The sequence below is a fragment of the Microbacterium sp. EG9 genome (assembly GCF_059759475.1).
In genome coordinates, this window is sequence record NZ_CM186217.1 from 2,869,083 (window position 1) to 2,895,924 (window position 26,842).

A 26,842-nucleotide genomic window follows, 5' to 3' on the forward strand; every position below is an offset into this window, starting at 1 on the left:
CCTCAGAGCCCGCCGGAGCGTCGACGCACGCGTGCGTCGTCCGCCGACGATGTGCGGCGGGCCCCGTACACGATCGACGTGACCGTCACCGCGCCCGCGAGCGGCGCGAGCCGGTCGCGCACCGCGGTGACACGCGGATCGGGCGCGGCGTCGACGAGCCGGGCGGTGTCGCGATACGCGTCGAGGCCGTGCACGACCAGCGTCGCATCGGTCCACGCCGGAGCCGGGTGGGCGGTGCGCTCCACGACCAGGCTCTGCGGCGAGCCCGACACCCCGGGCGGACCGCCCACCGCCAGGGCCGCGACCGGATCGTCGGTGTGGCGGATCGTCAGGGACAGCACCCCCGCCGGAAGCTCCGCCTGCACGGGACCCGCGATGCCGATCTGGGTGCGCACGTCGTAGCCGTCCTGACGGGCCAGATGCGCTCCGATCATCGCGCCCTGCGAATGCCCGACGACGTGCAGCCGATCGCCCGCGACCGCTCCCGCCGCCGCGAGCGCCCGTTCGACCGCCTCGTACGACGACGACTCCTCGCCGAAGTACAGCTGCACGTTGGATGCCATGTCCCACGGCTCGTCGCGGTCGACGGCCGCCCGCGTGCCGCCGATGTAGACGAAGAACTCGCGCTCACCGGACGCGAACCGGTACTCCTCGACGCGGACGCGCGCCCCGTCGAGCCCGTCCTCCCCCGGCATCCGGTCGATGATCTCGACGAGCGAGCGCGGAGCCGCCGCGGCGCCGGGGGCGCGGTGCCGGCTCAGCTCCACGACGGATGCCGTCGCCCCCACCGGCCGCAGGGGTGGCGCGCCGGCGGGGATCGTGCCCCGGTCGGCCGCGCGGACGGCGCCCGTGAGCAGCGTGAGGCTCGGGCCTAGCGTGCCGTAGACGCCGAGCATCCCGGCGGCGGCGCGCATCTGACCCTCGATCTCGGCGTGGCGGCCCTCGCTCCACGCCTCCGCGAGGTGCGCGGCCTCGGCGGCGACGTCGGGGGCGACGGCGAGCCGCCGGGCGGCGAGCCGCAGGCCATCCGCGCCGCCCGCGCCGCCCGCGCCGCGGATGCGCGCGAGCGCCTCCTGCTCCGCGAGCTCGTAGACCTCCGCGAGTCTGCGCACGCTGCGCGCCAGAGCGGCGGCCGCGTCTTCGGCGGCGCGCGCCCCGCCCTGCGGCGACGCCACCCAGAGCCCGCCCGCGAGCGACGACGCGTGCGCGCGTCCGAGCACCTCCCCCGCCTCCGCGAGGCGTGCCGCGAACAGGGCGAGCGTGGCCGCGAGGTGTCGGAGCGTGTCCGTGTCGACGACCACCAGCCCGCCGGATCGGATGTCGACGTCCCCCGTCATCCCGCCGCTTCCGCCAGGGCGCGGCAACGCTCGCGCCGCAGCGAACGCTCCCACTCGTCGGTCTCCGCCGCCGCGGCCGCCAGCAGCCGGGTCCAGGCGACGAGCTCATCGCGCAGCGGCGCCACGGCGGAGCTGCCGCCCGGAACCTCGTCGATCAGCGCGGGAGCGCGGGCACGGACCTCCGCCAGCAGCGCGCTCGCCTCCCGCACCTGGGCGAGGGCGCGGTCGATGTCGTCGACGCGGTTCACCCCCCGATCGTCCCGGAAGCAGCGGCGGCAGCGGACGACGTCCGGGGGAATGTGGACGTTCCGGCGCACGCCGCCGCGGGGGAGGAGGAGCCGGCGACGACGCGAGTCCGCGCACGGAGCACTTTCGGCGCGGGAGCGACCTGCTCCACAATGGGGAGGTGACTCGCCGCGCCGCACCTTTCCGCGTCGTGTTCGTCTGCACCGGCAACATCTGCCGTTCCCCCATGGCCGAGATCGTCTTCCGCGACGTCGCGGAGCGCGCCGGACTCGGCGACCGCGTCGTCTCGACCAGCTCGGGAACGGGTGACTGGCACGTCGGTGAACGGGCCGACGCGCGCACGCTCGACGCGCTCCAGCGCCGCGGCTACGACGGCGCGCGCCACCGCGCCCGGCAGTTCACGCTCGACGACTTCGAGAGCAACGACCTCGTGGTCGCCCTCGACCGGTCCCACGAGCGCATCCTGTCGACCTGGGCGCGCACGACGGCGGATGCCGACAAGCTCGCGCTCCTGCTGTCGTTCGACGCCGACGCCCACGGCAACCTGGACGTCCCCGACCCGTACTACGCGGGGCCGGAGATGTTCGACGACGTGCTCGGTATGATCGAGAGCGCGAGTCGGGCGCTCTTCCGGCAGCTCGAACCGGCCATCCGCCCGTGCTGAGCACGTCACCCTGAGCACCGGCCGCGCGTCGACAGACACCGTGATCGGAGCCCGCGTCGTGACCACCGCGAACACCCTCGCCCACCAGCCCCTCAGCCCCCTCGACGGCCGCTACCGCGGCGCCGTCTCGGGCTTGTCCGCGTACCTCTCCGAGGCCGGCCTCAACCGCGCACGCGTCGAGGTGGAGGTCGAGTGGATCATCACCCTCACCGATCGCTCCCTCTTCGGCTCGGCACCGCTCACCGACGCGCAGAAGGACTCGCTGCGCGCCCTCTACCGCGACTTCGGGCAGACGGAGATCGACTGGCTCGCCACGACCGAGTCGGTGACCCGGCACGACGTCAAGGCCGTCGAGTACCTCGTCCGCGACCGGCTGCAGACGCTCGGCCTCGAGGCGGTGGCCGAGCTCACGCATTTCGCCTGCACGAGCGAGGACATCAACTCCGCCTCCTACGCCCTCACCGTCAAGCGTGCGGTCGACGAGGTGTGGCTGCCCAAGCTCCGTGTCGTCATCGATGCCCTCGGCGCCCTCGCGCACGAGCACCGGGATGCCGCGATGCTCTCACGCACGCACGGTCAGCCGGCGACGCCGTCGACGATGGGCAAGGAGCTCGCCGTCTTCGCGTGGCGCCTGGAGCGCGTCGCCGCGCAGATCGCGGGCGGCCAGTACCTCGCCAAGTTCTCGGGCGCGACCGGCACCTGGTCGGCCCACCTGGCCGCGGCTCCCGAGGTCGACTGGCCCGAGCTGTCGCGCACGTTCATCGAGGGCCTCGGCATCGACTTCAACGTGCTGACGACGCAGATCGAATCGCACGACTGGCAGGTCGAGCTGTACGACCGGGTCCGCCACGCCGGCGGCATCCTGCACAACCTGGCCACCGACATCTGGACCTACATCGCGATGGGCTTCTTCGCGCAGATCCCGGTCGCCGGGGCCACCGGGTCGTCGACGATGCCGCACAAGATCAACCCCATCCGGTTCGAGAACGCCGAGGCGAACCTGGAGATCTCGGGCGGCCTGTTCACGACCCTCGCCTCGACGCTCGTGACGAGCCGGATGCAGCGGGACCTCACCGATTCTACGACGCAGCGCAACATCGGCGTCGCCTTCGGCCACTCCCTCCTCGCGCTCGACAACCTGCAGCGCGGTCTCACCGAGATCTCCCTCTCGCGCGACGTGCTGCTGGCCGACCTCGACGCGAACTGGGAGGTGCTCGCCGAGGCCATCCAGACCGTCGTGCGCGCCGAGATCGTGGCGGGCCGATCGCAGATCACCGACCCGTACGCGCTCCTGAAGGAGCTCACGCGGGGCCGCCGGGTGGGCGGCGCGGAGCTGGCGGAGTTCGTGCGCACCCTCGACATCGGGGATGCCGCGAAGGAGCGCCTGCTGGCGCTGACCCCCGCCGGCTACATCGGCCTCGCCGACGAGCTCGTCGACCGCGTCTGAGGGCGTTTCGACGCGGCTCGGCGCGTCCCGCGAAAGGTCAGTCGCGCGGCGCGGAACCGTCGTCGGACGCGTCGGGGGATGCCGCGGCATCCGCATCGTCGACGAGCACGCCGTGGTCGACCTCGCGGGTCACCTGGGCGGGGTCGACGGCGAGCATGCACAGCGCGATGATCACGAGGGTGGCGATGAACGCGATCCCAGCCACCACGAGCGCCACGACCACGACGTGCGCACGCTCGTCGCCCGTCAGGTCCTGGAAGAAGCCCATCGACACGAGCGTCACGAGACCGGCGAAGAGGGCCGCGGCGAAGGCGAAGCCCAACAGCTGAACCGGCTTGAGGAGATCACGGCGGGTGGTGCGCGGCGTGCTCATGCGGATTCTCCTGACGAGACGGGCTCCGCGGCGATCGGGCGGCGCGGCGAGAAGCCGGCGATGCCGAGGAAGACGGCGATGACGGCGGCGTACCCGCCGAACAGACCGACCCCGATCGTGATGCCGGTCAGCGTGAAGCTGCGCCCGGCCTCGGAGATGAAGTATTCGAGACTGTAGGCGGGATTGACGAGGAGCAGGGCGACGCCGAGCGCGAGGGTCACCGCACCGATCAGGATGCCGTCGCGGCCCTCGTCGCGGTACTCGCCCCGCCGGAGGCGGATGCCGCCGACCAGCTCGGCGATCCCGGACGCCGCCGCCCAGACGATGACGACGACGAAGAAGAGCGCGGTCGAGCGCAGCCCCGGGATGCCGGTCGCCATCCCGGCCACGAGCGTCAGGACACCGAGAAGGACGGGCGCAGCGCGGCGCTCCCGCGGGTACACCAGCCAGGCGCCGATCAGCAGCACGAGGGCGGTCGCGATCGCCCAGCCGCTGAAGACCGCGAGGCCCACGGCGGCCGAATGGTCGGGCGAGAACGTGACCATGACCGCGGCGACGGCGGCCAGGAGCGCGCGGCCGAGCTGCACATGGCGCACGTCGAAGGCGCGCGTCGGGCGCTCACCGGCACCGGTGGTGCGGGAGGCAGCGGGGGCGTCGTCGGACACGTCGGACTCATCGGATCGGGGAAGGCGGAACCTCACCAGTCTAGGTCGTCCGCCGCCGGGATCCGCCTCCGACCGCCACGGCACCGCGCCGGCGCGGCCTCAGCCGGCGGCCGCCTCCACGAGGGCGCGGAGCTTCTTTTCCACGGCGGGAGTCACCGCGACCACGGCGAACGAGGTCGCCCACATGTCGCCGTCGTCGAGGAAGGCGTCCTCCTGGAAGCCGACCGTGCCGTAGCGCGTCGCGAACTTGCTCGCCGGCTGATAGAACACGACCACCTTGCCGTCGCGGGCGTACGACGGGAAGCCGTACCAGGTCTTGGGCTCGAGCTGGGGAGCGACCTCGGAGACCACGCGGTGCAGCAGCGTCGCCACCTCCCGGTCGGTGCCCTGCAGCCCCTCGATCGCCTCGACGCACGCCTCCAGCTCCTTCGCGAGCTTCGCGGCGCCCTTGAGGCCCTTCGTCGTGCGCAGTTCCTCGGCGCGCTGGCGCATCGCCGCGCGCTCGTCGTCGCTGAATCCGCCGGTGGTGTCGGCCATGTCGGTCCTCTTCTTTCCTGGTCGGCGCTCAGGCCGCGGGAGGGGTCTGCTGGATGCGGATGAGGTTGCCCGCGGGGTCGCGGATCGCGGCATCCCGCAGACCGTAGTCCTGATCGGTCGGCTCCTGCACCACGTCGGCGCCCGCGGCCGCGATGCGGGCGAATTCGGCGTCGAGGTCGTCCGAGGCGAGGTTCACGCCGAAGTAGCTCCCCTTGGCGACCAGCTCCTGCAGGGCGAGCCGCTCGTCGTCGCTGATGTCGGTGCCGACCGCGACCGGATGCAGGACGATCGCGGTGTCCGGCTGACCCACGGGACCCACGGTGATCCAGCGGAGGTCCTCGTAGCCGACGTCCAGACGCACCTCGAACCCGAGCACGTCGCGGTAGAACTCCAGCGACGCCTCGGCATCGACGTGGGGGAGGAAGGAGGAGTGGATGCTGATACCCATGCGGCTCACGATAGGCCCGGTCGCGGGCCCTCCGCTTCTCGATTCCTGATCGGTCTGGTCAGCCGGCGCGCGATGCACGGCAGCATCCCCGCGCGCACGGGAGCACCGCGCTCCCGGTAGCGCCCGGGCGAGACGCCGACGAGCTCGGTGAAACGCGTCGTGAACGTGCCCAGCGACGCGCACCCGACCGCGAGGCTCACCTCCGTGACGCTCAGCTCGGTGGTGCGCAGCAGCGTCATCGCGCGCTCGATCCGCCGGGTCATGAGGTAGGAGTACGGCGTCTCCCCGTACGCCCGCCGGAACTGGCGTGACAGGTGACCGGCCGAGACGTGCACGGCGCGCGCCAGGGCGGCGAGGTCGAGGGGGTGCGCGTAGTCGCGGTCCATCATGTCGCGGACCCTCCGCATCCGCACCAGCGTGTCGAGGTCGATCCCCGAGGTCACGGCCGTGCGGGCCCCCGGGCACCGTCGCCGGCGCGGATCGCCTCCACCGTCCGGAGCACCTCCAGGCTGCGGCGCTGGTCCGGGGCCGGGTCGGCGTCGCCGCGCACGAGCGCGGCGAAGCGGGCGACCTCGAACCGCATGTTGTTGTCGGGGCCGTCGATCTCGATCTCCTCGCGGATGCCGGAGAAGAGGTCGAGCACGAGACGGCGGGGCGCCGTGATCTCGTCGATCTCGATCGTGCCGAGCTCGCCCTGGATCTCGTTCGGTCGGCGCGAGGCCCCGATCTTCGAGAACGCGATCTGCGCGACGAAACCGTCGTAGTCGAGCACGGCGGCACCGGCGCCGTCCGCACCCGTCGCGATCGCGACCGTCGCCCCGAGCACGCGGGAGGGCGCCCCGAACAGCTCGATCGCGGCGCTGAGCGGATACACCCCGAGATCGAAGAGCGCTCCGCCGGCGAGCGCCGGATCGAAGATGTTGGGCGTCTCGCCGGCGAGCACGAGGTCGTACCGCGCCGAGCGCTGGCTCTGCCCGAACGACACGAGGCGCACCGCGCCCACCCGCGGCAGCAGTTCGCGCAGACGGCTCATCCCCGGGTCGTAGACGTTGCGCATCCCCTCGAACACGACGACCCCGCGATCGCGGGCGTCGTCCACGAGACGCGCGAACTCGTCCGCCGTCGGCGTCGCGGGCTTCTCCAGGAACACGTGGACCCCCGCCGCGATCGCCGCGGCGGCCTGCGCCGCGTGGGCCCCGTTCGGCGAGCCGACGTAGACGGCATCCACCTCGCCCGTCGCCAGCAGCGCGTCGAGATCCGTGCTCACCCGGTCGATCCCGAGCCGGTCGGCGAAGGCCCGCCCGCGGTCGGCGTCGCGCGAGAACACGACGTCGATGCGGATGCCGGGCGTCTGCGCGACGGCATCCGCGAACTTCTCGGTGATGGTGCTGGTGCCGATCGTGGCGAGTCTGATCACGCCCCCAGGATAGGCGCGCGGGCCTCGCCTCCGGAATGGATGCCGCGCGCCGAGGGTTGGGCCTGAGCATGAAGGCACTCGTCTACTCAGATTTCGGCGGAAACGATCGTTTCGAGCTCACCGAGCGGGAGGAGCCCCACGTCGGGCCCGACACGCTGGTCGTGCGGGTCGTCGCCGCGGGCATCAACCCCGTCGACTACAAGATCCGCGAGGGCTACCTGCGCGGCCTCATCGACACCCAGCTGCCGGCCGTGCCCGGTTGGGACGTCGCGGGCATCGTCGAGAAGGCCGGACTGGACACGCCCGAGTTCGCCGTCGGCGACCCGGTGCTCGCCTACGCCCGCGCCGATGTCGTCGGCCACGGGTCGGTCGCCGAGCTGATGCCGGTGCCGGTGCGCGCCGCCACCCGCAAGCCCGACGGGCTCTCCTTCGAAGCGGCCGCCGCGCTCCCGCTTGCGGGGCTGACGGCGCTGCAGACGCTCGAGCGCGCCGCGGTCGGCGCGGGGCAGAACGTGCTCATCCACGGCGCCGCGGGCGGCGTCGGGTCGTTCGGCGTGCAGCTCGCGCGGCTGCGCGGCGCGCGCGTGGTGGGGACCGCCTCGGAGCGCAACCACGCGTACCTGCGAGAGCTCGGCGCCGAACCGGTCGTCTACGGGGACGGGCTGGTGGACGCGGCCCGGGCGCTCGTGCCGTCGGGGTTCGACGTCATCGTGGACTTCGTCGGCGGGTCGACCCTCGACACCACGCGCGAGCTCCTCGTCCCGGGCGGCGTGGTCGCCTCCATCGCCGACAGCCGGGCACGCACCGAGTTCGGCGGGCACTACATCTGGGTGCGACCGGATGCCGCCCAGCTCGGCGAGCTCGCGCAGCTGGCCGCGGCCGGCGACCTGCGCGTGGAGATCGCGTCGACCTACCCGCTCGACGAGGCGGCCGCCGCCTACGCGGAACTCGAGGAGGGCCACACCCGCGGCAAGATCGTCGTCACCGTCTGATCCCGCCGGGCGGGGCCGGCTGAGGCTCAGGGGCGCAGCGGCAGCAGGGCTGCGAGGTCGGCACGCGTGCCCGACGCGTGGATCCGGCCGGCGGCCACCGCATCCGCCCACCGCTCGGCGCCGGTCGCGAGAGCGATCCACGTCGCCGCATCCGTCTCGACGACGTTCGGCGGCGTGCCGCGCGTGTGCCGCGGGCCCTCGACGACCTGCACCGCGCCGAAGGGCGGCACCCGGACCTCGACCGTGTTGCCGGGCGCCTTCTCGGCGAGCAGCTGCAGGAGGTAGCGCACCGCGGTGGCGAGGGCGGTGCGCGCCGGCGGCGTCCCGGCATCCGCGGCCTGGGCCACCGCGGCAAGCGCGTCGCGGCCGTCGCCGGTGGAGATCTTGCGGACCATCCCTCCACGCTAGCCCGTGACGATCGTCGGATCTGCGGGCCCGGCGACGGCGCGACCCGCGCCCTGGCGCGGCGTGCGGCGCCGGGCGGCCGGGAGTTCCGACGATCGTCACGCAGCCGCGGCGCGACGGGCCCGTCGGTAGGCTGGCCGGGTGCGCATTCTCGTCCTCGGTTCCGGTGCCCGCGAGCACGCCATCCTCCTCGCACTGAAGGGAGAGGGCGCCGGGCACGAGCTGTTCGCCGCCCCCGGCAACGCCGGCATCGCCGCCGACGCGACGATCGTCGCCGACCTCGACGCGAACGCGCCCGCCGCGGTCACGGAGTACGCGAACGACCACGACATCGACCTCGTCATCATCGGCCCCGAAGCGCCCTTGGTCGCGGGCGTCGCCGATGCCCTGCGCGAGCACGGCATCCCTGTGTTCGGGCCCGGCAAGGCGGCGGCCCAGCTGGAGGGCTCGAAGGCCTTCGCGAAGCGCATCATGGATGCCGCCGGGGTGCCGACCGGGCGCGCGACGCGGGCGACGACCCGCGCCGAGGTCGAGGCGGCCCTCGCCGCCTACGGCGCACCGCACGTCGTCAAGGCCGACGGTCTGGCCGCCGGCAAGGGCGTCGTCGTGACCGACGACCGCGACGCCGCCCTCGCGCACGCCGACACCTACCTGCCCACTGGACCGGTGCTCGTCGAGGAGTTCCTCTCGGGCCCCGAGGTCTCCCTGTTCTTCGTGAGCGACGGCGACACGGTGCGGGCGCTCAGCCCCGCCCAGGACTTCAAACGCGCCTTCGACGGCGACGCCGGCCCGAACACCGGCGGCATGGGCGCCTACTCTCCCCTGCCGTGGCTGGCCGACGGCTTCGGCGGCGAGGAGGCCTTCGTCGCCGAGGTGACCCGCACGGTGGCCGAGCCGGTCATCCGCACCCTGGATGCCGAGGGCACCCCGTTCATCGGGCTGCTGTACGCGGGGCTCATCCTGACGGCCGACGGCATCAAGGTCATCGAGTTCAACGCGCGCTTCGGCGACCCCGAGACCCAGGTGGTCCTCGCACGTCTGACGAGCCCGCTCTCCCGGCTGCTCATGGCGGCCGCGTCCGGGACGCTCGAGGACGAGCCCGCGCCCACGTTCGCCGACACCGCTGCCATCACGGTCGTGCTCGCGAGCGAGGGCTATCCCGAGGCGCCGCAGACCGGCCGGGTCATCACGGGCACGGATGCGGCGGCATCCGTCGCCGGCGTGCACCTGGCGCACGCCGCCACCGCCGACCGGGACGGCGCACTGGTCGCCACCGGCGGCCGGGTGCTGAACGTCGTCGCGACGGGCGGCACGTTCGCCGAGGCTCGCGAGCGCGCCTACGCCGCTCTCGGCGAGATCGCGCTCGACGGCGCGCACTTCCGACGCGACATCGCCGCCCGGGTCGCCGTCGACTGACGGCCCGGACGGCGATGGCGTGCGCGGCGGCGCGCGATCAGCGCTTGTCGAGGTGCGGCGGGCGCTTCATGAACAGCACCGCCACGACGCCGATCAGCATCACGATCGCCGGCAGCAGGATGGTCTGCGCCATCGCGCTGGAGAACCCGTCGACGACGAACGAGGGCAGCTGCCCCGAACCGAAGTCGCCGCCGGCGTCGGATGCTCCGGGGAGGTTGGCCTCGAGCCGCGACTGCATGAAGGCGGCGATGGCGGCCGAGCCCAGCACCGAGCCGATGGTGCGCGTCGTGTTGTAGATGCCGGCGCCGGCGCCCGCCTGACGCGGCTCCAGGTTGCGGGTGGCCGTCGTCGCCAGCGGTCCCCACATGCCCGAGTTGCCGATGCCCATCATGAGCGACGGGAGCAGGAACATCCAGATCGGGGTGTCGGCGTGCATGAGCGACGCGTACCAGAACAACGATCCCGCGACCAGGAGCAGACCCGGCACCAACAGCACGCGCGCGTCGACGCGGTCGAGCAGACGTCCCGTGAGCGGCGACAGCACACCGGCGGCCACGGCCATCGGCACGAGCAGCAGCGCGGACTCGGTGGGGGTGAGGCCGCGGGCCAGCTGCACGAAGAACATGAGCGGCAACGACATGCTCGTCACGGTGAAGCCGACCGTGGCGATCGTGATGTTGGCGACCGAGAAGTTGCGGTCGCGGAAGAGCCCGAGCGGCACGAGCGGTTCGCTGCGCGTCTTGGCCTGCTGCCAGATGAACACGGCCATCACGAGCACGCCGCCCGCGATCATCGTCCACACCCACGCGGCCCAGTCGAAGTGCTCGCCCTCCTGCAGCCCGAACACGATCAGGAAGAGACCGATCGCGCTGAGCACGACGCCGATCAGGTCGAAACGGTGCTCGTGGGTCGGGAGGTTCGGCACCAGCATCCACGCGAGCGCGAAGCCGATGACGCCGACGGGCAGGTTGACGAAGAAGATCCACTCCCATCCCAGGCCGTCGACGAGCAGGCCGCCGGCCAGCGGGCCGACGAGCATCGCGACGCCCGAGGTGGCACCCCACAGGCCCATGGCGGCGCCGCGGGCGTTCGGCGGGAAGGTGCGGGTGATGACGGCCATCGTCTGCGGCGTCATGAGTGCCGCGCCGAGGCCCTGCACCGCGCGGAACACGATGAGCATCTCGAGGGTCCCCGACAGGCCGCAGCCGAGGGAGGCGAGCGTGAAGATCGCGAGTCCGATGAGGTAGATGCGCTTCGGGCCGAACCGGTCGCCGAGGCGCCCGGTGATCAGCAGCGGCACGGCGTACGCGAGCAGGTAGGCCGAGGTGACCCACACGACGTTGTCGAGGTTGTTGGTGGACGGGTCGAGCGCCGCCTTGATGGCGGGGTTCGCCACCGAGACGATCGTGGTGTCGACCAGGATCATGAAGAACCCGATGACGAGCGCCCAGAGGGCCGGCCACGGGCTGCGTTCGGGGGTGGGCGCGGGCGCGGTCACGTCGCGCGTGCGTTGTTCGGTCATGAGCGTGCGGCTTCTCTCTGTGCCAGGTAGCGATCGGTTTTCTCGTGTGATCCCCACACGAAGTCGGGGTGGGCGAGCCGGCCCAGCAGGGCGGCGAGCCAGTCGTGGTCGGCGGCGAGCAGGGCCCGTTCGCGGTCGATCTCGAGGAGGTACTGCTCGACGACGGGCGCCCCGGCATCCCGCGCGCCGCGGATGCCGTCGGCCAGCTCGTCCCGCGCGGCGGCGAGCGCCGCCAGGCGTGCCGTCAGCAGCGCCACGGTCTCGTCACGGTCGAGGTTGTGGGCCTCAGCGAGGGCCACCCGGAACTCGACGGGCCGGTCGATCAGCGGGAGCTCGCGGCGCACCCACTCCTCGACGGCGCGATGCCCGGTGTCGGTGAGGGCGTAGGTCGTGCGCTCCGGGCGGTTCCCGTCGCGGTCGACGCCGACCTCGGCGACCAGCCCGTGCTTCTCGAGCCGTGCGACGGTGTGGTAGACCGTGCCGTTGGTGATCGCGACGATGCGGTCGTCGCGGCGGTGACGCAGGAGCCGGATCATCTCGTAGGGATGCATGTCGTCCTCCCGCAGCAGCGCGAGAACCATCACCCCCAGCGGTGTGAGCCGGTTCATGGCGGTCTTCACGGCGACTCCTTCGATGATCGTTCGACTACTCCATATCGACTAGTCCACGTGGACTATACCGGGATTTCTCCCGGCGCGCTAGCGTCTGCTCATGGGCCCCGACGCGCGCACCGTCTTCGACGACATCGCCGCGGAGTACATGATGCTCCCGGGCGTCGACATCGGTCCGATGTTCGGCAGCGAGGGCCTGCGCATCCGCGGAAAGGTCTTCGCCTTCCTGGGCTATCGGTCGGGACTGATCGCAAAGCTGCCCGAAGAGCGGGTCACCGCGCTCGAGCGGACCGGCAGAGCCGAACGCATGACCATGCGCGGCCGCGCGATGCGCGAGTGGGTCTTCGCGGGTCCGGACGCCCTCGACCTCTGGCCCGACATCGTCGCGGAGGGGTACGCGTTCGTCGACCGCATCACGCCGCGCTGAGCAGCCCGCCGCACCGCGCCACCCCGCGATAATGGACGCGTGACCGACGCCTCCTCGAACTCCGACGCGCCCTCCCCCGCCACCGACCTGCCCGGCTGGACCCACGTCTACTCCGGCAAGGTGCGCGACCTGTACCGGCCCGAGCCGGCGGCGGGCGCACGGGCCGACCGCATGCTGGTCGTCGCGAGCGACCGCGTGAGCGCGTTCGACCACGTCCTCAGCCCCGGCATCCCCGGCAAGGGCGAGCTGCTCACCACGCTCAGCCTGTGGTGGTTCGACCAGCTCGCGGGCGCGGACGGCGGCCGCCGCATCCCCAACCACCTCGCCGCCACGCATGCGCTCGCGCCCGCGTCGGACGACGCGGTCGACCTCGTCCCCGCCGCCGTCGCCGGACGGGCGATGGTGGTGCGCAGCCTCGACATGCTGCCGATCGAGTGCGTCGTGCGCGGCTACCTGACCGGCTCGGGCTGGAAGGAGTACGTCGCCGAGGGGACGGTCTGCGGCATCCCCCTGCCGGCGGGCCTGCAGGACGGCGACCGCCTCCCCGAGCCGCTGTTCACCCCGGCGTACAAGGCGCCGATGGGCGAGCACGACGAGAACATCTCGTTCGCCCGCACCGAGGAGCTCGTGGGCCCGGAGCGCGCGGCGCAGCTGCGCGACCTCTCGCTCGAGATCTACCGGCGCGCCGCCGCGACCGCCGAGGCGAAGGGCCTGATCCTCGCCGACACGAAGTTCGAGTTCGGCGTGGATGCCGACGGCGTGCTCACCCTGGCGGACGAGGTGCTCACGAGCGACTCGTCGCGGTACTGGGATGCCGCGGCCTGGGCGGCCGGTTCCACCCCCGCGGAGCGGATGGCGAGCTTCGACAAGCAGATCGTCCGCGACTGGCTCGCCGCCGCGTGGGACGGGCAGGCGACGCCGCCCGAGCTGCCCGCGGAGATCGTCGAGCGCACGGCGGACAAGTATCGCGAGCTGCTCGAGAAGCTCACCGGCTGACGGGGAAGCGCGTTTCGACTCGCTGCGCTCGCTCGACGATCGGAGAGGTGCCCGCGCCGTCAGACGAAGCGCACCACGTCACCCGGCCGCAGATCGTCGACCATGCCGCGGTACGGCGCCGCGATCTCCCCGACGTGCGCCTGCAGGCCGGTGAGCGGAAGGTCCTGCCGCATGAGGTGGATCTCGCCCCGGTAGCGGCCGAGCTCGTCGAGATCCATCTGCAGCGACCCCGCCGCCCGCCGGTCGGCGTTGCGCGCACCGGCCGGGGTCTCGACTCCGCGCGTGCCTTCCAGGCGGAAGGACGCGGCGGCGTCCTCGACGCGCAGCCGCCACACGGCATCCGCGAGGAACGTCGCCGCCGGGTCGACGCCCGACAGCGGCAGCGTGATCTCGCCGCTGCGCTCGTACGCGGCGATCCAGCGCAGGTGCTCGGGCCGCAGCACGCCCTCCGCGCAGACGACCTCGACGTCGGGACCGAGGCGGCGAAGGTGCAGGTACGTGCGCCACGCCGTGCGGTGGCGATGCTCCTCGAGCGTCGGCAGCCCGAGGTGCAGCGGCGCGCGGAACGTGCTCTCCCCCGGCAGGAACGCGTACAGCGGCAGCCCGCGCTCGGTGAACAGCGCGTTCTGGGCACGATAGAACGCGGCCGTGATGCCGGTCTCGGGTCGCGGGTAGAAGTTGTGCCAGCCGACGGGTCGCACATCGGCGAGCTCATCGAGGAACGAGGCCGTGACGGTGCTGGCGTTGACCGCGACGGGGCACCCGGACGCGGCGGCGATGCCGCGGATCTCCTCCGGCGTGAACCCGAAGTCGATCCGCAGCATCCGCACACCCCAGCTGCGCAGCACGGCCGCGCCGTCGAGTCCCCCGCCCAGGCGTTCGAGCGTCAGCGGCGAGACATCGGCGCAGAAGGTCACCCCCCGTTCGCGGTGCAGCGCCGTCAGGGTCGCGCCGTACCCGGTGAGATCGGCGCTCTCCGGCAGGTGGAGCGAGGTGAAGAGCATCGGTGCCGCGGCGAGCTCGCGGGCCTGCGCGACCACGGCATCGCGCACCTCTGGCGCATCGGTGGGGTGGACGGAGAACAGCATCAGCTCAGCCGCTCGACCATGTGCTCCTTGAAGCCGAAGAAGTACGTCAGCACGAAGCCCATGATGTACGCGATGACGAGCCCGCCGACGTACCAGAGCCACTGCCCGTTGGTGATCACGGCCGTCATCAGCACCCCCGACAGCCCCAGGGCACCGGCTCCGAATCCGCCCGTCGCCTGGATGCCGTAGGCCACGAAGGCGCCGCCGAAGCCGCCGCCGAGACAGGCGGTGATCAGCGGGTAGAACAGCGGCAGCGAGACGCCGTAGATGAGGGGCTCACCCACGCCGAGCACGCCGATCGGCAGCGCCGCCCGGATGATGCTCTTCAGTCGCGCGCTCTTCGTCTTCACATAGATCGCGATCGCCATGCCGACCTCGCCGGCACCGGCCATCGCCAGCACGGGCAGCAGCTGGGTGAAGCCGTGGTCGGCGATGAGCTGGGCGTGGATCGGGGTGAGCCCCTGATGGATGCCGAGCATCACCAGCGGCAGGAACAGCGACGACAGCAGGTATCCGCCGATCACACCCCCGCGTTCGAGAGCGAAGTCGATGAGCACCCAGTTGATGCCCTGCATGAGCAGGCCGGCGATCGGCATGATGACGAAGATGCAGACGGCCGCGCCGACGAGGAGGGTGACGACCGGCACGACGAACAGGTCGAGCCAGGCCGGAACGCGCTTGCGCACCCACTTCTCGATGACGGTGAACAGCCAAGCGGTCACGATCACGCCGATGATGCCGCCGAGGGCCGGCTTGAGGTCGCCGAACAGCGGGATCGTCAGCGGCTGCGCGGGGATCGCGGTGCCGTCGGCCGCCGTGGAGGCCGGGATGCCGGCGAGGGCGGGCATGTACGAGATGGCGCCGGCGATCAGCCCCAGCACGGGAGTGCCGCCGAACTCCTTCGCGGTGTTGTAGCCGACGAGGAGGTTGAGGGCGCCCACGACGATCGAGCCGAGCGCGGCGAACGCCAGGAACCACGGGTTCTGCGCGACGCCGGGGGCGATGAGCTTCCATACGTTCGCGATGGCCACGATGAGCCCGCAGGCGATAAAGCCCGGGATGATCGGGATGAAGATGTTGCCGATGTGGCGGAACAGCGAGTGCACGCCGGTCTTCTGCCGCGCCTTCACCTTCTGGGTGTTCTTGGTCTGGAGCGCACGCAGGTCGTCGGCGGCGCTCAGCGTCGCGCCCGAACCCAGGGGTCCGTCCCCGTCGGCATCCACCGGCGCGGAGCCCTCGCGCCCGCTCTCGACGGCGAAGGCGTCGCGCAGCCGCTGGGCGTGGCCGGGACCGACGACGACCTGCAGCTGGTCGCCGTCGACGACGCCCATGACGCCGTCGAGCTTCTTGATCGCGTCGACGTCCACGCGGGACGGGTCGACGATCTCGAGCCGCAGGCGGGTCATGCAGTTGGTGAAGGAGGAGATGTTCTCGCCGCCCCCGACGAGGGGGAGGATGTCACGACTGAGTTTCGGGTAATCCACGGTGATTCCTTTCGAGATGTCGGGGTCTGCTCAGAGCGCCGCGGGGGATGCCGGGGCGCCGTCGATCGCGCCGCGGACGAAGCCGTCGGCGGCGGCGAGGCGGGAGCGCGCGGTGTCGGCGTCGACGCCGCAGAGGATCGCCACGATCGCGGTCTTGGCGTGACCGTCGGCGGCGGCGAGCTCCCGCTCGGCGGTGTCGCGGTCGCAGTCGGTGGCCGCCTGCACGATGCGCGCCGCGCGATCGACGAGCTTCTCGTTGGTCGGCCGCACGTCGACCATGAGATTGCCGTACACCTTGCCCAGGCGCACCATCGCGGCCGTGGAGATCATGTTGAGGACGAGCTTCTGGCTCGTGCCCGCTTTGAGGCGGGTCGATCCGGTGAGCACTTCGGGGCCGTTGTCGACCTCGATCGCGACATCCGCATGACGGCTGGTCGGCGCGCCGGGATTGCACGCGAGGGACACGGTCGCGGCGCCGACGCGGCGCGCGTGGTCGAGGCCGCCGATGACGTAGGGGGTGCGTCCGGACGCGGCGATGCCGACGACCACGTCCCGCGCCGTGAGGCCGATGGCCTCCAGGTCGGCGACGGCGAGCTCCGCGGAGTCCTCCGCGTTCTCGACCGCTTCGAACATGGCGTCGCGTCCCCCGGCCAGAAGTCCGCGCACCTGCTCCGGGTCGGTCCCGAAGGTGGGCGGGCACTCCGCGGCATCCAGCACGCCGAGCCGGCCGCTCGTGCCGGCCCCCTGGTACACGAGCCGGCCGCCGGCGGCGAGGGCGGCCACGACGAGTTCGACCGCGCGAGCGATCTGCGGGATCTGCGCGGCGACGGCGACCGGGACACGCCGGTCCTCGTCGTTCATCGTGGTGAGGAACTCGTCGATCGTCATGGCGTCGAGCTCGCGCGTGCGCGGATTCTGCTGTTCCGTCGTGGAGACGGGGCTCGGATCGGGCATGCGGCCTCCTCGTCGATGGCGTCGGATGCCGGAGCATCCCGTGGGCGTGAATGACTATTTCACAACTTGAGCCGAATGTGAAGCATGATTTCATGAACCGTGCGAGACTGACATCGGTTCCGGGAGGCGAAATGGACGGCGACGTCATCGAGGCGATCCGCACCGCCGCTGCTCGACTGCGGCCCGCCGAGTCGACCGTCGCGGCGGTCGTGATGAGCGATCCCGATGCCGTGGTCAGCACCACCGTCGCCGAGCTCGCCGACCGGGCGGGCGTATCGCAGGCCTCCGTCGTGCGCTTCTCCAAGGCGCTCGGCTTCGCGGGCTTCCCCGCGTTCCGCATGCAGCTGGCCCAGGAGCTGTCGCGCAATGCGGCCGACCTCGAGAGGTCGGACATCGCCGAGGGGCAGCTGAACCCGTCGGACTCCCTCGCCGACCTGGTCTCGAAGGTCGCGTTCCACGAGGCCCGCACGATCGAGCAGACCGCGCGACTGCTCGACCTGACCGCCCTCGAGGACGTCGCGCGTCGGATCGCGGCCGGCTCCCGCGTGATCGCTTTCGGTGTCGGGGCGTCGGGACTCGCCGCCGCCGACCTGTCGCAGAAGCTCCAGCGCATCGGGCTCGCGTGCATGACCTCCCCCGACACCCACATGCAGCTGGTGCACGCCGCCCTCGCGGATGCCGAGGCCGTCGTCATCGCGTTCTCGTTCAGCGGCGGCACGCGCGACGTGCTGCACGCCGTGGAGGTCGCCGGGCGCACGGGAGCCCTCACCGTGGCGGTCACCGGCGACCCGGACTCCGCCCTCGCCGCGGAGTGCGACCTGCTGCTGCGCACTCCCGCACGCGAGGCCACACTGCGCGCGGCGGCCCTCGCGAGCCGCATGGCTCAGCTCGCCGTCGTCGACTTCCTGTTCCTGCGCGTCGGGCAGCTCCGCTTCGACGATCTCGGCGCCGCGCTCGACGCGACCCGCGATGCCGTGACCCCGCAGCACCTGCCGCGCGGGCGCCGCGACTGACCCGGCGGGACCTCGACCTTTCACGGCGCGCGTGCGCGGCTCACAGCCGGCTCCCAGGTAGCCTGACCTCGGCATCCCGCCACCCCGACGACCACCGGATCTCGACGACCGAGGAGCACGCGCATGCCCATCTGGACCCCGCACGGAGACGGCCGCACCGTCGAGCCCGGTGCCGTCGTCAAGCCGCACGAGCGGCTCGGATGGCCGGCCACGATCGCCATCGGCGCCCAGCACGTGGTCGCGATGTTCGGCGCCACGTTCCTCGTGCCGCTGCTGACGGGCTTCCCCGTTTCGACGACGCTGCTGTTCTCCGGCCTCGGCACCCTGCTGTTCCTGCTGCTGACGGGCAACCGTCTGCCGAGCTACCTCGGCAGCTCGTTCGCGTTCATCGCGCCGATCCTCGCGCTCGGCCCCGGCGACGGCAAGGCCCTGCAGACCGGTGAGCAGATCAGCCAGGCGCTGCTGGGCGTGTTCGTCGCGGGTGTGCTGCTGGCCGGCATCGGCTTGCTCGTGCAGGCGACCGGCACCGGCTGGATCGAGCGGCTCATGCCGCCCGTGGTCTCGGGCGCGATCGTCGCCCTGATCGGGTTGAACCTGGCGCCGGTGGCGTGGACCAACTTCCAGCAGGACGCACTGCTCGGCGCGATCACGCTGGCCGCCTGCATCCTGTTCGCGGTGTTCTTCCGCGGGTTCCTCGGGCGCATCTCGATCTTCCTCGGCGTCGTCGTCGGCTACGTCGTCGCCGCCCTCCTCGGCCGGGTGGACTGGTCCGGGGTGGCGGATGCCGCCTGGATCGGCCTCCCCCAGTTCCACCTGCCGGCCTTCGGCGACGCGCACGCCTGGGCGATGCTCCCGATGTTCCTGCCGGTGATCCTCGTGCTCATCGCCGAGAACGTCGGCCACGTCCGCGGTGTCGCGACGATGACCGGCGACCCCTCGATCAACAAGCGCACCGGGCGCGCGCTCATCGCCGACGGCCTCGCGACCACGATCGCCGGTCTCGGCGGCGGCTCGGGCACCACGACCTACGGCGAGAACATCGGCGTCATGGCCGCGACCCGCGTGTACTCGACCGCGGCCTACTGGGTCGCCGGCATCGTCGCGATCCTGCTCGCGTTCTCCCCCAAGGTGGGCGCGGTCATCTTCGCCATGCCGGCGGGCGTGCTCGGCGGTGTGACGACCGCCCTCTACGGGCTGATCGGCGTCATCGGGATCAAGATCTGGGTCGACAACCAGGTGGACTTCTCCCGCCCGGTCAACCAGTACACCGTGGCCGTCGCGTTCGTCATCGCGATCGCCGGGTTCACGATGAACCTCGGCACGCTGAGCTTCGGCGCGATCGTGCTCGGCACCGTCGCCGCGCTCGTGATCTACCACCTCGGCAACGCCATCGCGCGGGCGCGCAAGACCGGCGCCGACGACGGCGGCCCGATCGTGCCCATCGGCCCGCTGGGCGGCGATCCCGAGAACGTGGGCTGAGCCCGCGGCATCCGCCGCCGGATCAGGCGGAGGCGCGGACGACGAGCTCGGTGGGCAGGATGGTGACGTGCGGCGGCGTGCCGCCGGCGAGGATCGACAGCAGGACGTCGGCCATCTTCTCGCCCTGCTCGTGCGAGGGCTGGCGCATCGTGGTGAGCAGCGGGTTGACCGTGCGCGCGACGGGCGAGTCGTCGAAGCCGATGATCGCGATGTCCTCGGGCACGCGCACGCCCGCCCGCCCCAGCGCGGCGAGGGCGCCGCGCGCCATGAGGTCGCTCGCGACGAACAGGGCGTCGAACGGCACGCCGGAGTCCAGGATGCGCTGCATCGCGGCCGCCCCGCCGTCGGCGGTGAAGTTGCCGTCCTCGACGGCGGCCGCCTCCAGCCCCGCGTCCGACAGCGCCTCCTGGTAGCCCACGAGACGGTCGATGCCGGCCGGCATGGTGACCGGCCCCGCGATCGTGGCGATCCGGCGGAATCCGCGTCCGATCAGGTACGCGGTGGCCTCGCGGCCGCCCGCGACGTTGTCGACGTCGACGTAGAAGTCGCGCTCGCGCTCGCGCACCGGGCGACCGCCGTACACGACCGGCACGACGTGCGCGATGCGGTCGATGAACGTGTCGCTGGTGTGATGCGACACGACGATCGCGCCGTCGACGGCACCGCTGCGCACATACGCCGAGGTCTTGTCGCCCGGGTCGTCGCTCGCGATGATCAGGTTCAGCACGTACTCCGAGCGGCTGAGCCGGGCGTTGATGCCCGAGACGATCGAGGCGAAGAACGGGTCGCCGAAGAACCGCGTGGTGTCCTCCGGGACGACGAGGGCGATCGCCATCGTCGCGCGGCTGGCGAGCGAGCGCGCGGCCCGGTTGGGCACGTAGTTGAGCTCGGCGATGGCGCGCGTGACCGCCTCCAGCGCCGCCGGGCTCACGGCCGTGGAGCCGTTGACGACGCGGGAGACGGTCGACCGGGACACCCCCGCGGCGGCGGCGACCTCTTCGATGGTCGGTGCGACTCGCGGCGTGTCGATGGTCACGGCTACCTCTGAAGGCTGGAGATCTGAGTGGGGGTGATCTGGACGGCGGGTCGGGGCAGCGGCACCGCCGCGTCCTCGATCGCGCGAGCGTCGATGACCCGACGATACTCCAGCGCGCTGTCCTTCGCGGTGCGCACCTGGGTGGCGTAATCGACGTGCACGATCCCGAAGCGCTTGGCGTATCCCCAGGCCCACTCGAAGTTGTCCAGGAGCGACCAGTAGAAGTAGCCGCGCACGTCCACGCCGGCATCCGCCGCGTCGAGGATCGCCTCCAGATGACCGAGCAGGAAGCGGGTGCGCTCGACGTCGTGCACGCGCGCGACGCCGTCCTCCACGACGAGCTCGTCGTCGTACGACGCGCCGTTCTCGGTGACGTACAGGGCGGTGCCCGCGGGCGCGGCGTACTCGTCCCCCACGCGCTGCAGGAGGCGGGTGAGCCCCTCGGGCTGCACCTCCCAGTGCATGTTGGTGCGCGGCAGGCCGCGGTCGTGCCAGTAGATCCCCTCGTGCGACGGGAAGGGGGATGCCGCCGGGCGGTCGGTGGGCGCGTCGCCGGGAAGCGGCGGCTCGGGGTCGGGGGATCCTCCGACGAACTCGCCGTGGTAGTAGTTCACGCCCAGCGCGTCCAGCGGCTGGGAGATCGTGGCGAGGTCGCCCGGCCGGTTCGCCTGCACGAGGGCCTCGATCGCCTCCGGAGCGACCGCCCGGATGTCCTCGACCACGTCGGCCGGGTACTCCCCCCGGAAGATCGGGTCGAGGAACCAGCGGTTGAACTGGCCGTCGATGCGCCGGGCGGCGTCCGCGTCCGCGGCATCCGCCGGGTCGACCGCGTCGGCCACCGTGAGGTTGAGCGTGATGCCCAGGCTCAGGTCGGCGTCGCGCTCGCGCAGCTCGCGGACGACGGCGCCGTGGCCGAGCAGGAGGTGGTGCGCGGCGAGCACGCCGTCGGTCACGCTGTAGCGTCCCGGCGCGTGGATGCCGGCGGTGTAGCTGAGGAAGGACGAGCACCACGGCTCGTTGAGGGTCGTCCAGTTCTGCACCCGGTCGCCGAGGGCGTCGTGCACGCTCAGGGCGTACTCGACGAACTGCTCGCTGGTGGAGCGCACGGTCCAGCCGCCCTGCTCCTCGATGGCCTGCGGCATGTCCCAGTGGTACAGGGTGAGCCACGGCAGGATGTCCGCCGCCCGCAGCTCGTCCACGAGACGCTCGTAGAAGTCGAGGCCCTTGCGGTTGAGCGGTCCGCCGTCGGGGCGCACCCGCGACCACGAGACCGAGAAGCGGTAGGTGTCGAGTCCGAGGTCCTTCATGAGGGCCACGTCGTCGCGGAAGCGGTGATAGTGGTCGCACGCGACGTCGCCGTTGTCGGCGGCGATGACCGCTCCGGGCACCCGGCTGAACGCGTCCCAGATGGAGGCCGTGCGGCCGTCCTCGAAGGCCGCGCCCTCGATCTGGTAGGCGGCGGTGGCCGCACCGAAGAGGAAGCCCTTCGGGAACGGGCGCGAGAACTCTGTCATGAATCGACCTTTCTGAAGCGGTCCGGGCCTCAGCCCTTGACCGCGCCTTGCATGATGCCGCTGACCAACTGTTTGCCGGCGAAGACGAACAGGATCAGCAGAGGGATGGTCGCCAGGAGCACCCCCGCCAGCACGATCGAGTAGTCGATGAAGTAGTTGGACTGCAGCAACGATAGAGCCACCGGAAGCGTGGGGTTCTGCCGATCGAGCACGATGAACGGCCAGAAGAAGTTGTTCCACGCCGACACGAAGGTGAACAGGGCCAGCATCGCCGCCGCGGGACGCGCGGCGGGAAGGCCCACGGTCAGGAACGTGCGGAACGAGCTCGCCCCGTCGACCCGAGCCGCTTCGATGAGCTCATCGGGCACGGCCTGGCGGAGATACTGCGTCATCCAGAACACGCCGAAGGCGCTCACCAGCGCGGGCACGATGATCGCGCCGAGCTGGCCGGTCCAGCCGAGGTCGCTGAAGAGGATGTACAGCGGCACGACGCCGAGCTGCGTGGGAACGGCCATCGTCGCGATGACGAACACCAGCAGCCAGCTGGAGCCCTTGAACTTCAGCTTCGCGAACGCCCACCCGGCCAGGGTGGAGAAGAACACGACCGAGATCGCGATCAGGCCGGAGCTGATGATCGAATTCCACAGGGCGACCCAGAAGTTGACCGCCGGGTCGTTGACGACCTTCGCCGCGTTGGCGAGGAAGTTCCCGCCCGGGATCCACGACATGTTGGGGTCGCGGATCGTGTACGAGTCGCCCGAGCCGATCAGCAGCGACCAGTAGAACGGGAAGAGGCTGCCGACGAGCACGGCGGCGAGGCAGGCGTAGACGATCCAGCCCGGGCGGGTGCCCTTGACGTGGCGCGGACGGCGCGTCCTCGCACCCTTCTTGGGGGCGGGCAGCGCGTCGTCGACGACGGGGACGGCCTGTTCGTTGAGGACGCTCATCGCGTCACCTCCGCTGATTCGTTCGTGCGACGGGGTTCGGATGCCGCGGCGCGGTCGGCCGCCACCGCCGCGCGGGCGGCCCGCGCCGCGGCGCGCATCTGGGCGCGGGTGAGGCTGTTGCGACTGCCCTCGTCACGCACGAGGTTGCGGGTGATGAAGAGGTTGATGATGCCGATCACGAGGATGATGAGGAAGAGGATCCACGCCAGCGCCGCCGCGCGGCCGAGGTTCCACTGCCCCCACCCGATGTCGTACAGCCAGAGCGAGATCGTCAGCCACTGGTTGTTCGCACCGCCGGTGCCCGTCTGGTCGTACATGCGCGGCTCGTCGAAGATCTGCAGGCCGCCGATCGTGGACGTGATGATGACGAAGATCAGCGTGGGCCGGAGGCTGGGCAGGGTGATCGCGAAGAACTGACGCACCTTGCCGGCGCCGTCGACGGTCGCGGCCTCGTAGTAGTCGCGCGGGATGGCCTGCATCGCCGCGAGGAGGATGAGGGTGTTGTACCCGGTCCACCGGAAGTTCACCATCGTGGCGATGGCGATGTGGCTCGCGAAGGTGTCGGAGTGCCACATGACCGGGGGCAGGCCGATGCTGCTGAGCCAGGTGTTGATGATGCCGTACTGGTCGCCGAACATGTTGGAGAAGACCAGGGCGACGGCGACGGGCGCCATCACGTACGGGACGAGCACGCCCATCCGCCAGAAGGTCTTGGCGCGGATGTTCTGGTCCAGCAGCGCTGCGATGACCACGGCGGCGATGAGCTGCGGCACGGACGAGAGCAGGAAGATGCTGAAGGTGTTGCGCAGCGCCGCCCAGAACTTCGGGTCGGAGATCACCGTGGCGTACTGGTCGAACCCGACGAAGGTTCCCGAGTTGCGCACGAGGTCCCAGTCCATGAAGGAGATCACCGCGGTGTACCCGATCGGGAAGAGCCCGACGACGAGGAACAGGATGAAGAACGGGGAGATGTAGAGGTAGGGCGAGAGCTTGAGATCCCACGAGCTCAGCCGGCTGCCGAAGCCGATGCGCTTCGGGGCGCGGGAGGTGGTGGTGGTCACGGCATGTCCTTCGGGAGTCGATGGGCACCGGTCGTTGAGCGAGCGGGGCGAGTCGGAACGCCCGAGCGGGCGGGCGTTCCGACTCGGATGCCGACGGCATCCTCGCTCAACGACCGGTGAAGGGGATTACTTGATGGCGGCGACTTCCGTCTGCCACTGGGCCCACGAGGCCGCCTTGTCCTGCGTTCCCTCTTCGACGCGGGTCAGAGCCTTCTGCATCGCGTCGTTGATCTGGAAGTAGAACTGTCCCTTGAAGGGCGAGACCGTCACCGCGTTGGCACGGTCGGTGAGGATCTGGCCGACCGGAGCGTTGTTGAAGAACTCGTTCTTCGAGCTCAGCAGGGTGTCGGACTTCATCGCGTCGACCTGGCTCGGGAACGTGCCGGCCGCCTCGAACGCCTTGAGCTGCGTGTCGGGGCTGGTGAGCCAGTCGGCGAGCTGCTGCGCGGCCGCGACGTTCTTGCCGTTGGCGGGAACGGTCAGGTACGAGCCGCCCCAGTTGCCGCCGCCGCCGGGGAAGACGTTGGCGATGTCCCAGCCCTTGACGTCCTTGGCGTTGCCGGAGATGACGCCGAGCATCCAGCCCGGGCAGAGCATCGTGGCGAACGAGCCGTTGGACAGGCCGGCCATCCAGTCGTCGGACCACTGGCTGAGGTGCGCGGACTGCGTCGCGGAGGCGTCGAGCACCTGGTTGTAAATGGTCTCGACCTTCGGGTCGATGTCGATCTTGCCGTCCGAGGGGTTCTCGTACGCGGCCTCGATCTGGTTGACCATGCCCTGGTACGTGCCGCCGGCGGAGTCGAAGAACGCCTTGCCGGTCGCGGCGGTGTACTTCGCGCCGGTGTCGAAGTAGGTCTTCCAGTCGCCGGTCAGCAGCTTCGCGACCTCCTCGCGGTCGGTCGGCAGGCCGGCGGCGGCGAACAGGTCGGAGCGGTAGCAGACGCCCTCCGGCCCGATGTCGGTGCCGTAGCCGATGAGGTTGCCCTGCGCGTCGGTGGCGGCCTTGACCTTCCAGTCGAGCCAGCGGCTCTTCAGGTCGGTGGGGACCGGCGCGAGCAGGTCGGAGTACTTCATGACCTCGGGCAGCCAGTCGACCTCGATGGCCTCGATGTCGGCCAGGCCGGTCTTGCCGAGCTTCTGGAAGTAGTTGGCGCGTGCGTCGTTGCTCGTCGCTGCCTTGTTGTGGACGATCGTGACGTTCGGGTGCTCCTTCGTGTACTCGGCGAACAGGGCGTCCGAGTATCCGAAGTCGTTGAAGGTCGCCACGGTCAGCGTGACCTTCTCGTTGGGATCGGCCGTCGCCGCCGTGCCGCTGCCGCCGGCACAGCCGGCGAGCACGAGGGCGGAGGTGGTCAGGGCGCCGGCCACGAGGCCGATGCGCCGCAGTGCGCGTGTGTTCACGTGTCACTCCTTTGTGGATGTGTTGCAGGTGCGTGTTCGCGTTCCCGCCCTCCCGCGCCATCGCATCGATGTGGGAATGGGAGCGCTCTCACCGGACAGCGACGACGTTATGGGATCGCTCCCAGGAACACAAGGGAGCGCTCCCATGAGTGCATCACGGTTGTGTAACGGCAGCCGTGACAATCCGGCCGCGGCCGCCCTCCCGGTCGGCTCCGCGAAGGCCGCGCGCGCCCGTAGACTGGTGCCGACCCCTCCCTCGATCCGCGGTGCGCCGGCCCACCGGCATCCGCGATCGCGGGGCGACCGGAAGCCGCGGCCGTGCGCGGCCCACAGGAGGACCGAATGCCCACCATCGTCGTCGACGTCATGCCCAAGGCCGAGCTGCTGGACCCGCAGGGCAAGGCCGTGGCCGGCGCCCTGGACCGCCTCGGCGTCGAGGGCTTCTCGTCCGTCCGGATCGGCAAGCGCTTCGAGCTGACCGTCGACGTCGCCGACGAGAAGACCCTGGAGACCGTGCGCACCCTCGCCGCCGACATCCTGTCGAACGCGGTGATCGAGGACGTCGTGGGCATCGAGGTCGTCGAGTGACCGCCCGCATCGGGGTCATCACCTTCCCGGGCTCGCTCGACGACGGCGACGCGCACCGCGCGATCCGCCTCGCCGGCGCCGAGCCCGTCGCCCTGTGGCACGGCTCGCACGACCTCGAGGGCGTCGACGCCCTCGTGCTCCCGGGCGGCTTCAGCTACGGCGACTACCTGCGCGCGGGCGCGATCGCCGCACTCGCGCCGATCATGTCCGAGGTGAAGGATGCCGCGGCGCAGGGCATGCCCGTCCTCGGCATCTGCAACGGCTTCCAGATGCTCGTCGAGGCGCACCTGCTGCCCGGCGGGCTCATCCGCAACGCCCACCAGCAGTTCATCCGTCGCGACCAGCGCCTGCGCGTCGAGAACGCGACGACCGCCTGGACCTCGCAGTTCGAGGCCGGCCAGGAGATCACGATCCCGCTGAAGAACGCCGACGGCGGGTACATCTGCTCCACCGAGACGCTCGAGCGGATCGAGGGCGAGGGGCTCGTCGCCTTCCGCTACCTCGGAGTGAACCCCAACGGCTCGCTCGACGACATCGCCGGTCTCACCAACACGCGCGGCAACGTGGTGGGGCTCATGCCGCACCCCGAGCACGCGGTGGAGCCCGGCTTCGGCCCCGACACCCCCGAGGCCATGCGCTCCGGTGTGGACGGTCTGGCCTTCTTCACGTCGGCGATCGCCGCCGTGGTGGGCGCCGCCGCGTAAATCCGCGACGCGGGCGCCCCTGCGGTCGCGGTCCTCGCCGGGGCGTAGCCTGGCCGAAACATGGCGACGA

At 71.4% G+C, this 26,842-nt stretch carries 29 protein-coding genes; 10 read left to right on the plus strand and 19 right to left on the minus strand.

What is annotated here, in order from left to right:
• Positions 1–2: 2 nt before the first annotated feature.
• Both AC6CQV_RS13505 and AC6CQV_RS13510 read right to left on the minus strand, forming a co-directional pair.
• Positions 3–1,337 carry a hypothetical protein gene (locus AC6CQV_RS13505; RefSeq protein ID WP_498259726.1) on the minus strand — a complete coding sequence of 445 codons (1,335 nt, stop codon included), beginning with the start codon at positions 1,335–1,337 and terminating at the stop codon, positions 3–5.
• Positions 1,334–1,585 carry a hypothetical protein gene (locus AC6CQV_RS13510; protein WP_498259727.1) on the minus strand — a complete coding sequence of 84 codons (252 nt, stop codon included), beginning with the start codon at positions 1,583–1,585 and terminating at the stop codon, positions 1,334–1,336. The genes AC6CQV_RS13505 and AC6CQV_RS13510 overlap by 4 nt, the downstream gene beginning before the upstream one ends.
• Positions 1,586–1,809: 224 nt before the next feature.
• On the opposite strand from AC6CQV_RS13510, the gene AC6CQV_RS13515 reads away from it, so the two are divergent.
• Together AC6CQV_RS13515 and purB are read left to right on the plus strand one after the other, a co-directional pair.
• Complete coding sequence (locus AC6CQV_RS13515; RefSeq protein WP_060961137.1) at positions 1,810–2,247, plus strand: low molecular weight protein-tyrosine-phosphatase; 438 nt, start codon at positions 1,810–1,812, stop codon at positions 2,245–2,247.
• 58 nt (positions 2,248–2,305) lie between these two features.
• The gene (purB, locus tag AC6CQV_RS13520) at positions 2,306–3,694 is read left to right on the plus strand and encodes an adenylosuccinate lyase (RefSeq protein ID WP_498259728.1); all 1,389 of its coding nucleotides are present in this window, start codon (positions 2,306–2,308) and stop codon (positions 3,692–3,694) included.
• Positions 3,695–3,731: 37 nt separating this feature from the next.
• Here the strand turns inward: purB and AC6CQV_RS13525 are convergent, their stop codons facing one another.
• The 6 genes from AC6CQV_RS13525 to AC6CQV_RS13550 all read right to left on the minus strand — a co-directional run bounded on the left by AC6CQV_RS13525 (position 3,732) and on the right by AC6CQV_RS13550 (position 7,134).
• Entirely contained in the window at positions 3,732–4,067 is a 336-nt protein-coding gene (locus tag AC6CQV_RS13525; protein WP_498259729.1) for an amino acid transporter, read from the minus strand.
• Positions 4,064–4,732 carry an acyl-CoA synthetase gene (locus AC6CQV_RS13530; protein WP_060960747.1) on the minus strand — a complete coding sequence of 223 codons (669 nt, stop codon included), beginning with the start codon at positions 4,730–4,732 and terminating at the stop codon, positions 4,064–4,066. The genes AC6CQV_RS13525 and AC6CQV_RS13530 overlap by 4 nt, the downstream gene beginning before the upstream one ends.
• A gap of 99 nt (positions 4,733–4,831) precedes the next feature.
• On the minus strand, positions 4,832–5,269 hold the full coding sequence (locus tag AC6CQV_RS13535; RefSeq protein ID WP_101305316.1) for an iron chaperone: 438 nt from the start codon (positions 5,267–5,269) through the stop codon (positions 4,832–4,834).
• 28 nt (positions 5,270–5,297) lie between these two features.
• Positions 5,298–5,717 (minus strand): VOC family protein, encoded by a 420-nt coding sequence (locus tag AC6CQV_RS13540; protein WP_060960749.1) that lies wholly within the window; start codon positions 5,715–5,717, stop codon positions 5,298–5,300.
• A 5-nt stretch (positions 5,718–5,722) separates the two neighbouring features.
• The gene (locus AC6CQV_RS13545; RefSeq protein ID WP_498259730.1) at positions 5,723–6,106 is read right to left on the minus strand and encodes a helix-turn-helix transcriptional regulator; all 384 of its coding nucleotides are present in this window, start codon (positions 6,104–6,106) and stop codon (positions 5,723–5,725) included.
• 50 nt (positions 6,107–6,156) lie between these two features.
• Positions 6,157–7,134, minus strand: coding sequence for a Gfo/Idh/MocA family protein (locus AC6CQV_RS13550; RefSeq protein ID WP_060960750.1), 978 nt, complete (start codon positions 7,132–7,134; stop codon positions 6,157–6,159).
• Positions 7,135–7,202: 68 nt separating this feature from the next.
• Between AC6CQV_RS13550 and AC6CQV_RS13555 the strand changes: the two genes are divergently transcribed.
• Positions 7,203–8,126, plus strand: a complete 924-nt coding sequence (locus AC6CQV_RS13555) for an NADP-dependent oxidoreductase (RefSeq protein WP_498259731.1) — start codon at positions 7,203–7,205, stop codon at positions 8,124–8,126.
• 26 nt (positions 8,127–8,152) lie between these two features.
• Here the strand turns inward: AC6CQV_RS13555 and AC6CQV_RS13560 are convergent, their stop codons facing one another.
• Entirely contained in the window at positions 8,153–8,521 is a 369-nt protein-coding gene (locus tag AC6CQV_RS13560; protein ID WP_101305313.1) for a sterol carrier family protein, read from the minus strand.
• A 151-nt stretch (positions 8,522–8,672) separates the two neighbouring features.
• Here AC6CQV_RS13560 and purD point away from each other — a divergent pair, with 151 nt between their 5' ends.
• Positions 8,673–9,947, plus strand: coding sequence for a phosphoribosylamine--glycine ligase (gene purD / locus AC6CQV_RS13565; protein WP_498259732.1), 1,275 nt, complete (start codon positions 8,673–8,675; stop codon positions 9,945–9,947).
• A 37-nt stretch (positions 9,948–9,984) separates the two neighbouring features.
• On the opposite strand, the gene AC6CQV_RS13570 is transcribed toward purD, so the two are convergent.
• Both AC6CQV_RS13570 and AC6CQV_RS13575 read right to left on the minus strand, forming a co-directional pair.
• Positions 9,985–11,469 (minus strand): MFS transporter, encoded by a 1,485-nt coding sequence (locus AC6CQV_RS13570; RefSeq protein WP_498259733.1) that lies wholly within the window; start codon positions 11,467–11,469, stop codon positions 9,985–9,987.
• Positions 11,466–12,089, minus strand: a complete 624-nt coding sequence (locus AC6CQV_RS13575; protein ID WP_101305310.1) for a PadR family transcriptional regulator — start codon at positions 12,087–12,089, stop codon at positions 11,466–11,468. Before AC6CQV_RS13575 ends, AC6CQV_RS13570 begins: the two co-directional genes overlap by 4 nt.
• Positions 12,090–12,180: 91 nt before the next feature.
• Between AC6CQV_RS13575 and AC6CQV_RS13580 the strand changes: the two genes are divergently transcribed.
• Together AC6CQV_RS13580 and AC6CQV_RS13585 are read left to right on the plus strand one after the other, a co-directional pair.
• Complete coding sequence (locus AC6CQV_RS13580; protein WP_492490974.1) at positions 12,181–12,507, plus strand: hypothetical protein; 327 nt, start codon at positions 12,181–12,183, stop codon at positions 12,505–12,507.
• 39 nt (positions 12,508–12,546) lie between these two features.
• Positions 12,547–13,503, plus strand: a complete 957-nt coding sequence (locus tag AC6CQV_RS13585; RefSeq protein WP_498259734.1) for a phosphoribosylaminoimidazolesuccinocarboxamide synthase — start codon at positions 12,547–12,549, stop codon at positions 13,501–13,503.
• Positions 13,504–13,562: 59 nt separating this feature from the next.
• Here AC6CQV_RS13585 and AC6CQV_RS13590 read toward each other — a convergent pair whose 3' ends face one another.
• The 3 genes from AC6CQV_RS13590 to murQ are packed head-to-tail and all read right to left on the minus strand — an operon-like array spanning position 13,563 to position 17,029.
• Positions 13,563–14,591, minus strand: a complete 1,029-nt coding sequence (locus AC6CQV_RS13590) for a MupG family TIM beta-alpha barrel fold protein (RefSeq protein WP_498259735.1) — start codon at positions 14,589–14,591, stop codon at positions 13,563–13,565.
• Positions 14,591–16,075: a PTS transporter subunit EIIC gene (locus AC6CQV_RS13595; RefSeq protein WP_498259736.1), complete on the minus strand. Its 1,485-nt coding sequence runs from the start codon at positions 16,073–16,075 to the stop codon at positions 14,591–14,593. The genes AC6CQV_RS13590 and AC6CQV_RS13595 overlap by 1 nt, the downstream gene beginning before the upstream one ends.
• Before the next feature lie 30 nt (positions 16,076–16,105).
• A complete protein-coding gene (gene murQ, locus AC6CQV_RS13600; protein WP_498259737.1) occupies positions 16,106–17,029 on the minus strand; it encodes an N-acetylmuramic acid 6-phosphate etherase in 924 nt (307 codons plus the stop codon).
• Positions 17,030–17,121: 92 nt separating this feature from the next.
• Here murQ and AC6CQV_RS13605 point away from each other — a divergent pair, with 92 nt between their 5' ends.
• Together AC6CQV_RS13605 and AC6CQV_RS13610 are read left to right on the plus strand one after the other, a co-directional pair.
• Entirely contained in the window at positions 17,122–18,042 is a 921-nt protein-coding gene (locus tag AC6CQV_RS13605) for a MurR/RpiR family transcriptional regulator (protein WP_498259738.1), read from the plus strand.
• Positions 18,043–18,165: 123 nt separating this feature from the next.
• A complete protein-coding gene (locus AC6CQV_RS13610) occupies positions 18,166–19,521 on the plus strand; it encodes a uracil-xanthine permease family protein (RefSeq protein ID WP_498259739.1) in 1,356 nt (451 codons plus the stop codon).
• A 22-nt stretch (positions 19,522–19,543) separates the two neighbouring features.
• Here the strand turns inward: AC6CQV_RS13610 and AC6CQV_RS13615 are convergent, their stop codons facing one another.
• The 5 genes from AC6CQV_RS13615 to AC6CQV_RS13635 form a co-directional block, all read right to left on the minus strand.
• Positions 19,544–20,557, minus strand: a complete 1,014-nt coding sequence (locus AC6CQV_RS13615) for a LacI family DNA-binding transcriptional regulator (RefSeq protein ID WP_060960762.1) — start codon at positions 20,555–20,557, stop codon at positions 19,544–19,546.
• Between the two features lie 2 nt (positions 20,558–20,559).
• Entirely contained in the window at positions 20,560–22,071 is a 1,512-nt protein-coding gene (locus AC6CQV_RS13620) for a GH1 family beta-glucosidase (RefSeq protein ID WP_101305304.1), read from the minus strand.
• A 29-nt stretch (positions 22,072–22,100) separates the two neighbouring features.
• On the minus strand, positions 22,101–23,018 hold the full coding sequence (locus AC6CQV_RS13625) for a carbohydrate ABC transporter permease (RefSeq protein ID WP_060960764.1): 918 nt from the start codon (positions 23,016–23,018) through the stop codon (positions 22,101–22,103).
• Positions 23,015–24,079 carry a carbohydrate ABC transporter permease gene (locus AC6CQV_RS13630; RefSeq protein WP_061782418.1) on the minus strand — a complete coding sequence of 355 codons (1,065 nt, stop codon included), beginning with the start codon at positions 24,077–24,079 and terminating at the stop codon, positions 23,015–23,017. Before AC6CQV_RS13630 ends, AC6CQV_RS13625 begins: the two co-directional genes overlap by 4 nt.
• A 126-nt stretch (positions 24,080–24,205) precedes the next feature.
• Positions 24,206–25,480, minus strand: a complete 1,275-nt coding sequence (locus AC6CQV_RS13635) for an ABC transporter substrate-binding protein (protein ID WP_060960765.1) — start codon at positions 25,478–25,480, stop codon at positions 24,206–24,208.
• Positions 25,481–25,822: 342 nt separating this feature from the next.
• Here AC6CQV_RS13635 and purS point away from each other — a divergent pair, with 342 nt between their 5' ends.
• Together purS and purQ are read left to right on the plus strand one after the other, a co-directional pair.
• Positions 25,823–26,068, plus strand: a complete 246-nt coding sequence (purS, locus tag AC6CQV_RS13640) for a phosphoribosylformylglycinamidine synthase subunit PurS (protein WP_060960766.1) — start codon at positions 25,823–25,825, stop codon at positions 26,066–26,068.
• Positions 26,065–26,772 carry a phosphoribosylformylglycinamidine synthase subunit PurQ gene (purQ, locus tag AC6CQV_RS13645; RefSeq protein WP_061782419.1) on the plus strand — a complete coding sequence of 236 codons (708 nt, stop codon included), beginning with the start codon at positions 26,065–26,067 and terminating at the stop codon, positions 26,770–26,772. The genes purS and purQ overlap by 4 nt, the downstream gene beginning before the upstream one ends.
• The last annotated feature ends 70 nt before the right edge of the window (positions 26,773–26,842 follow it).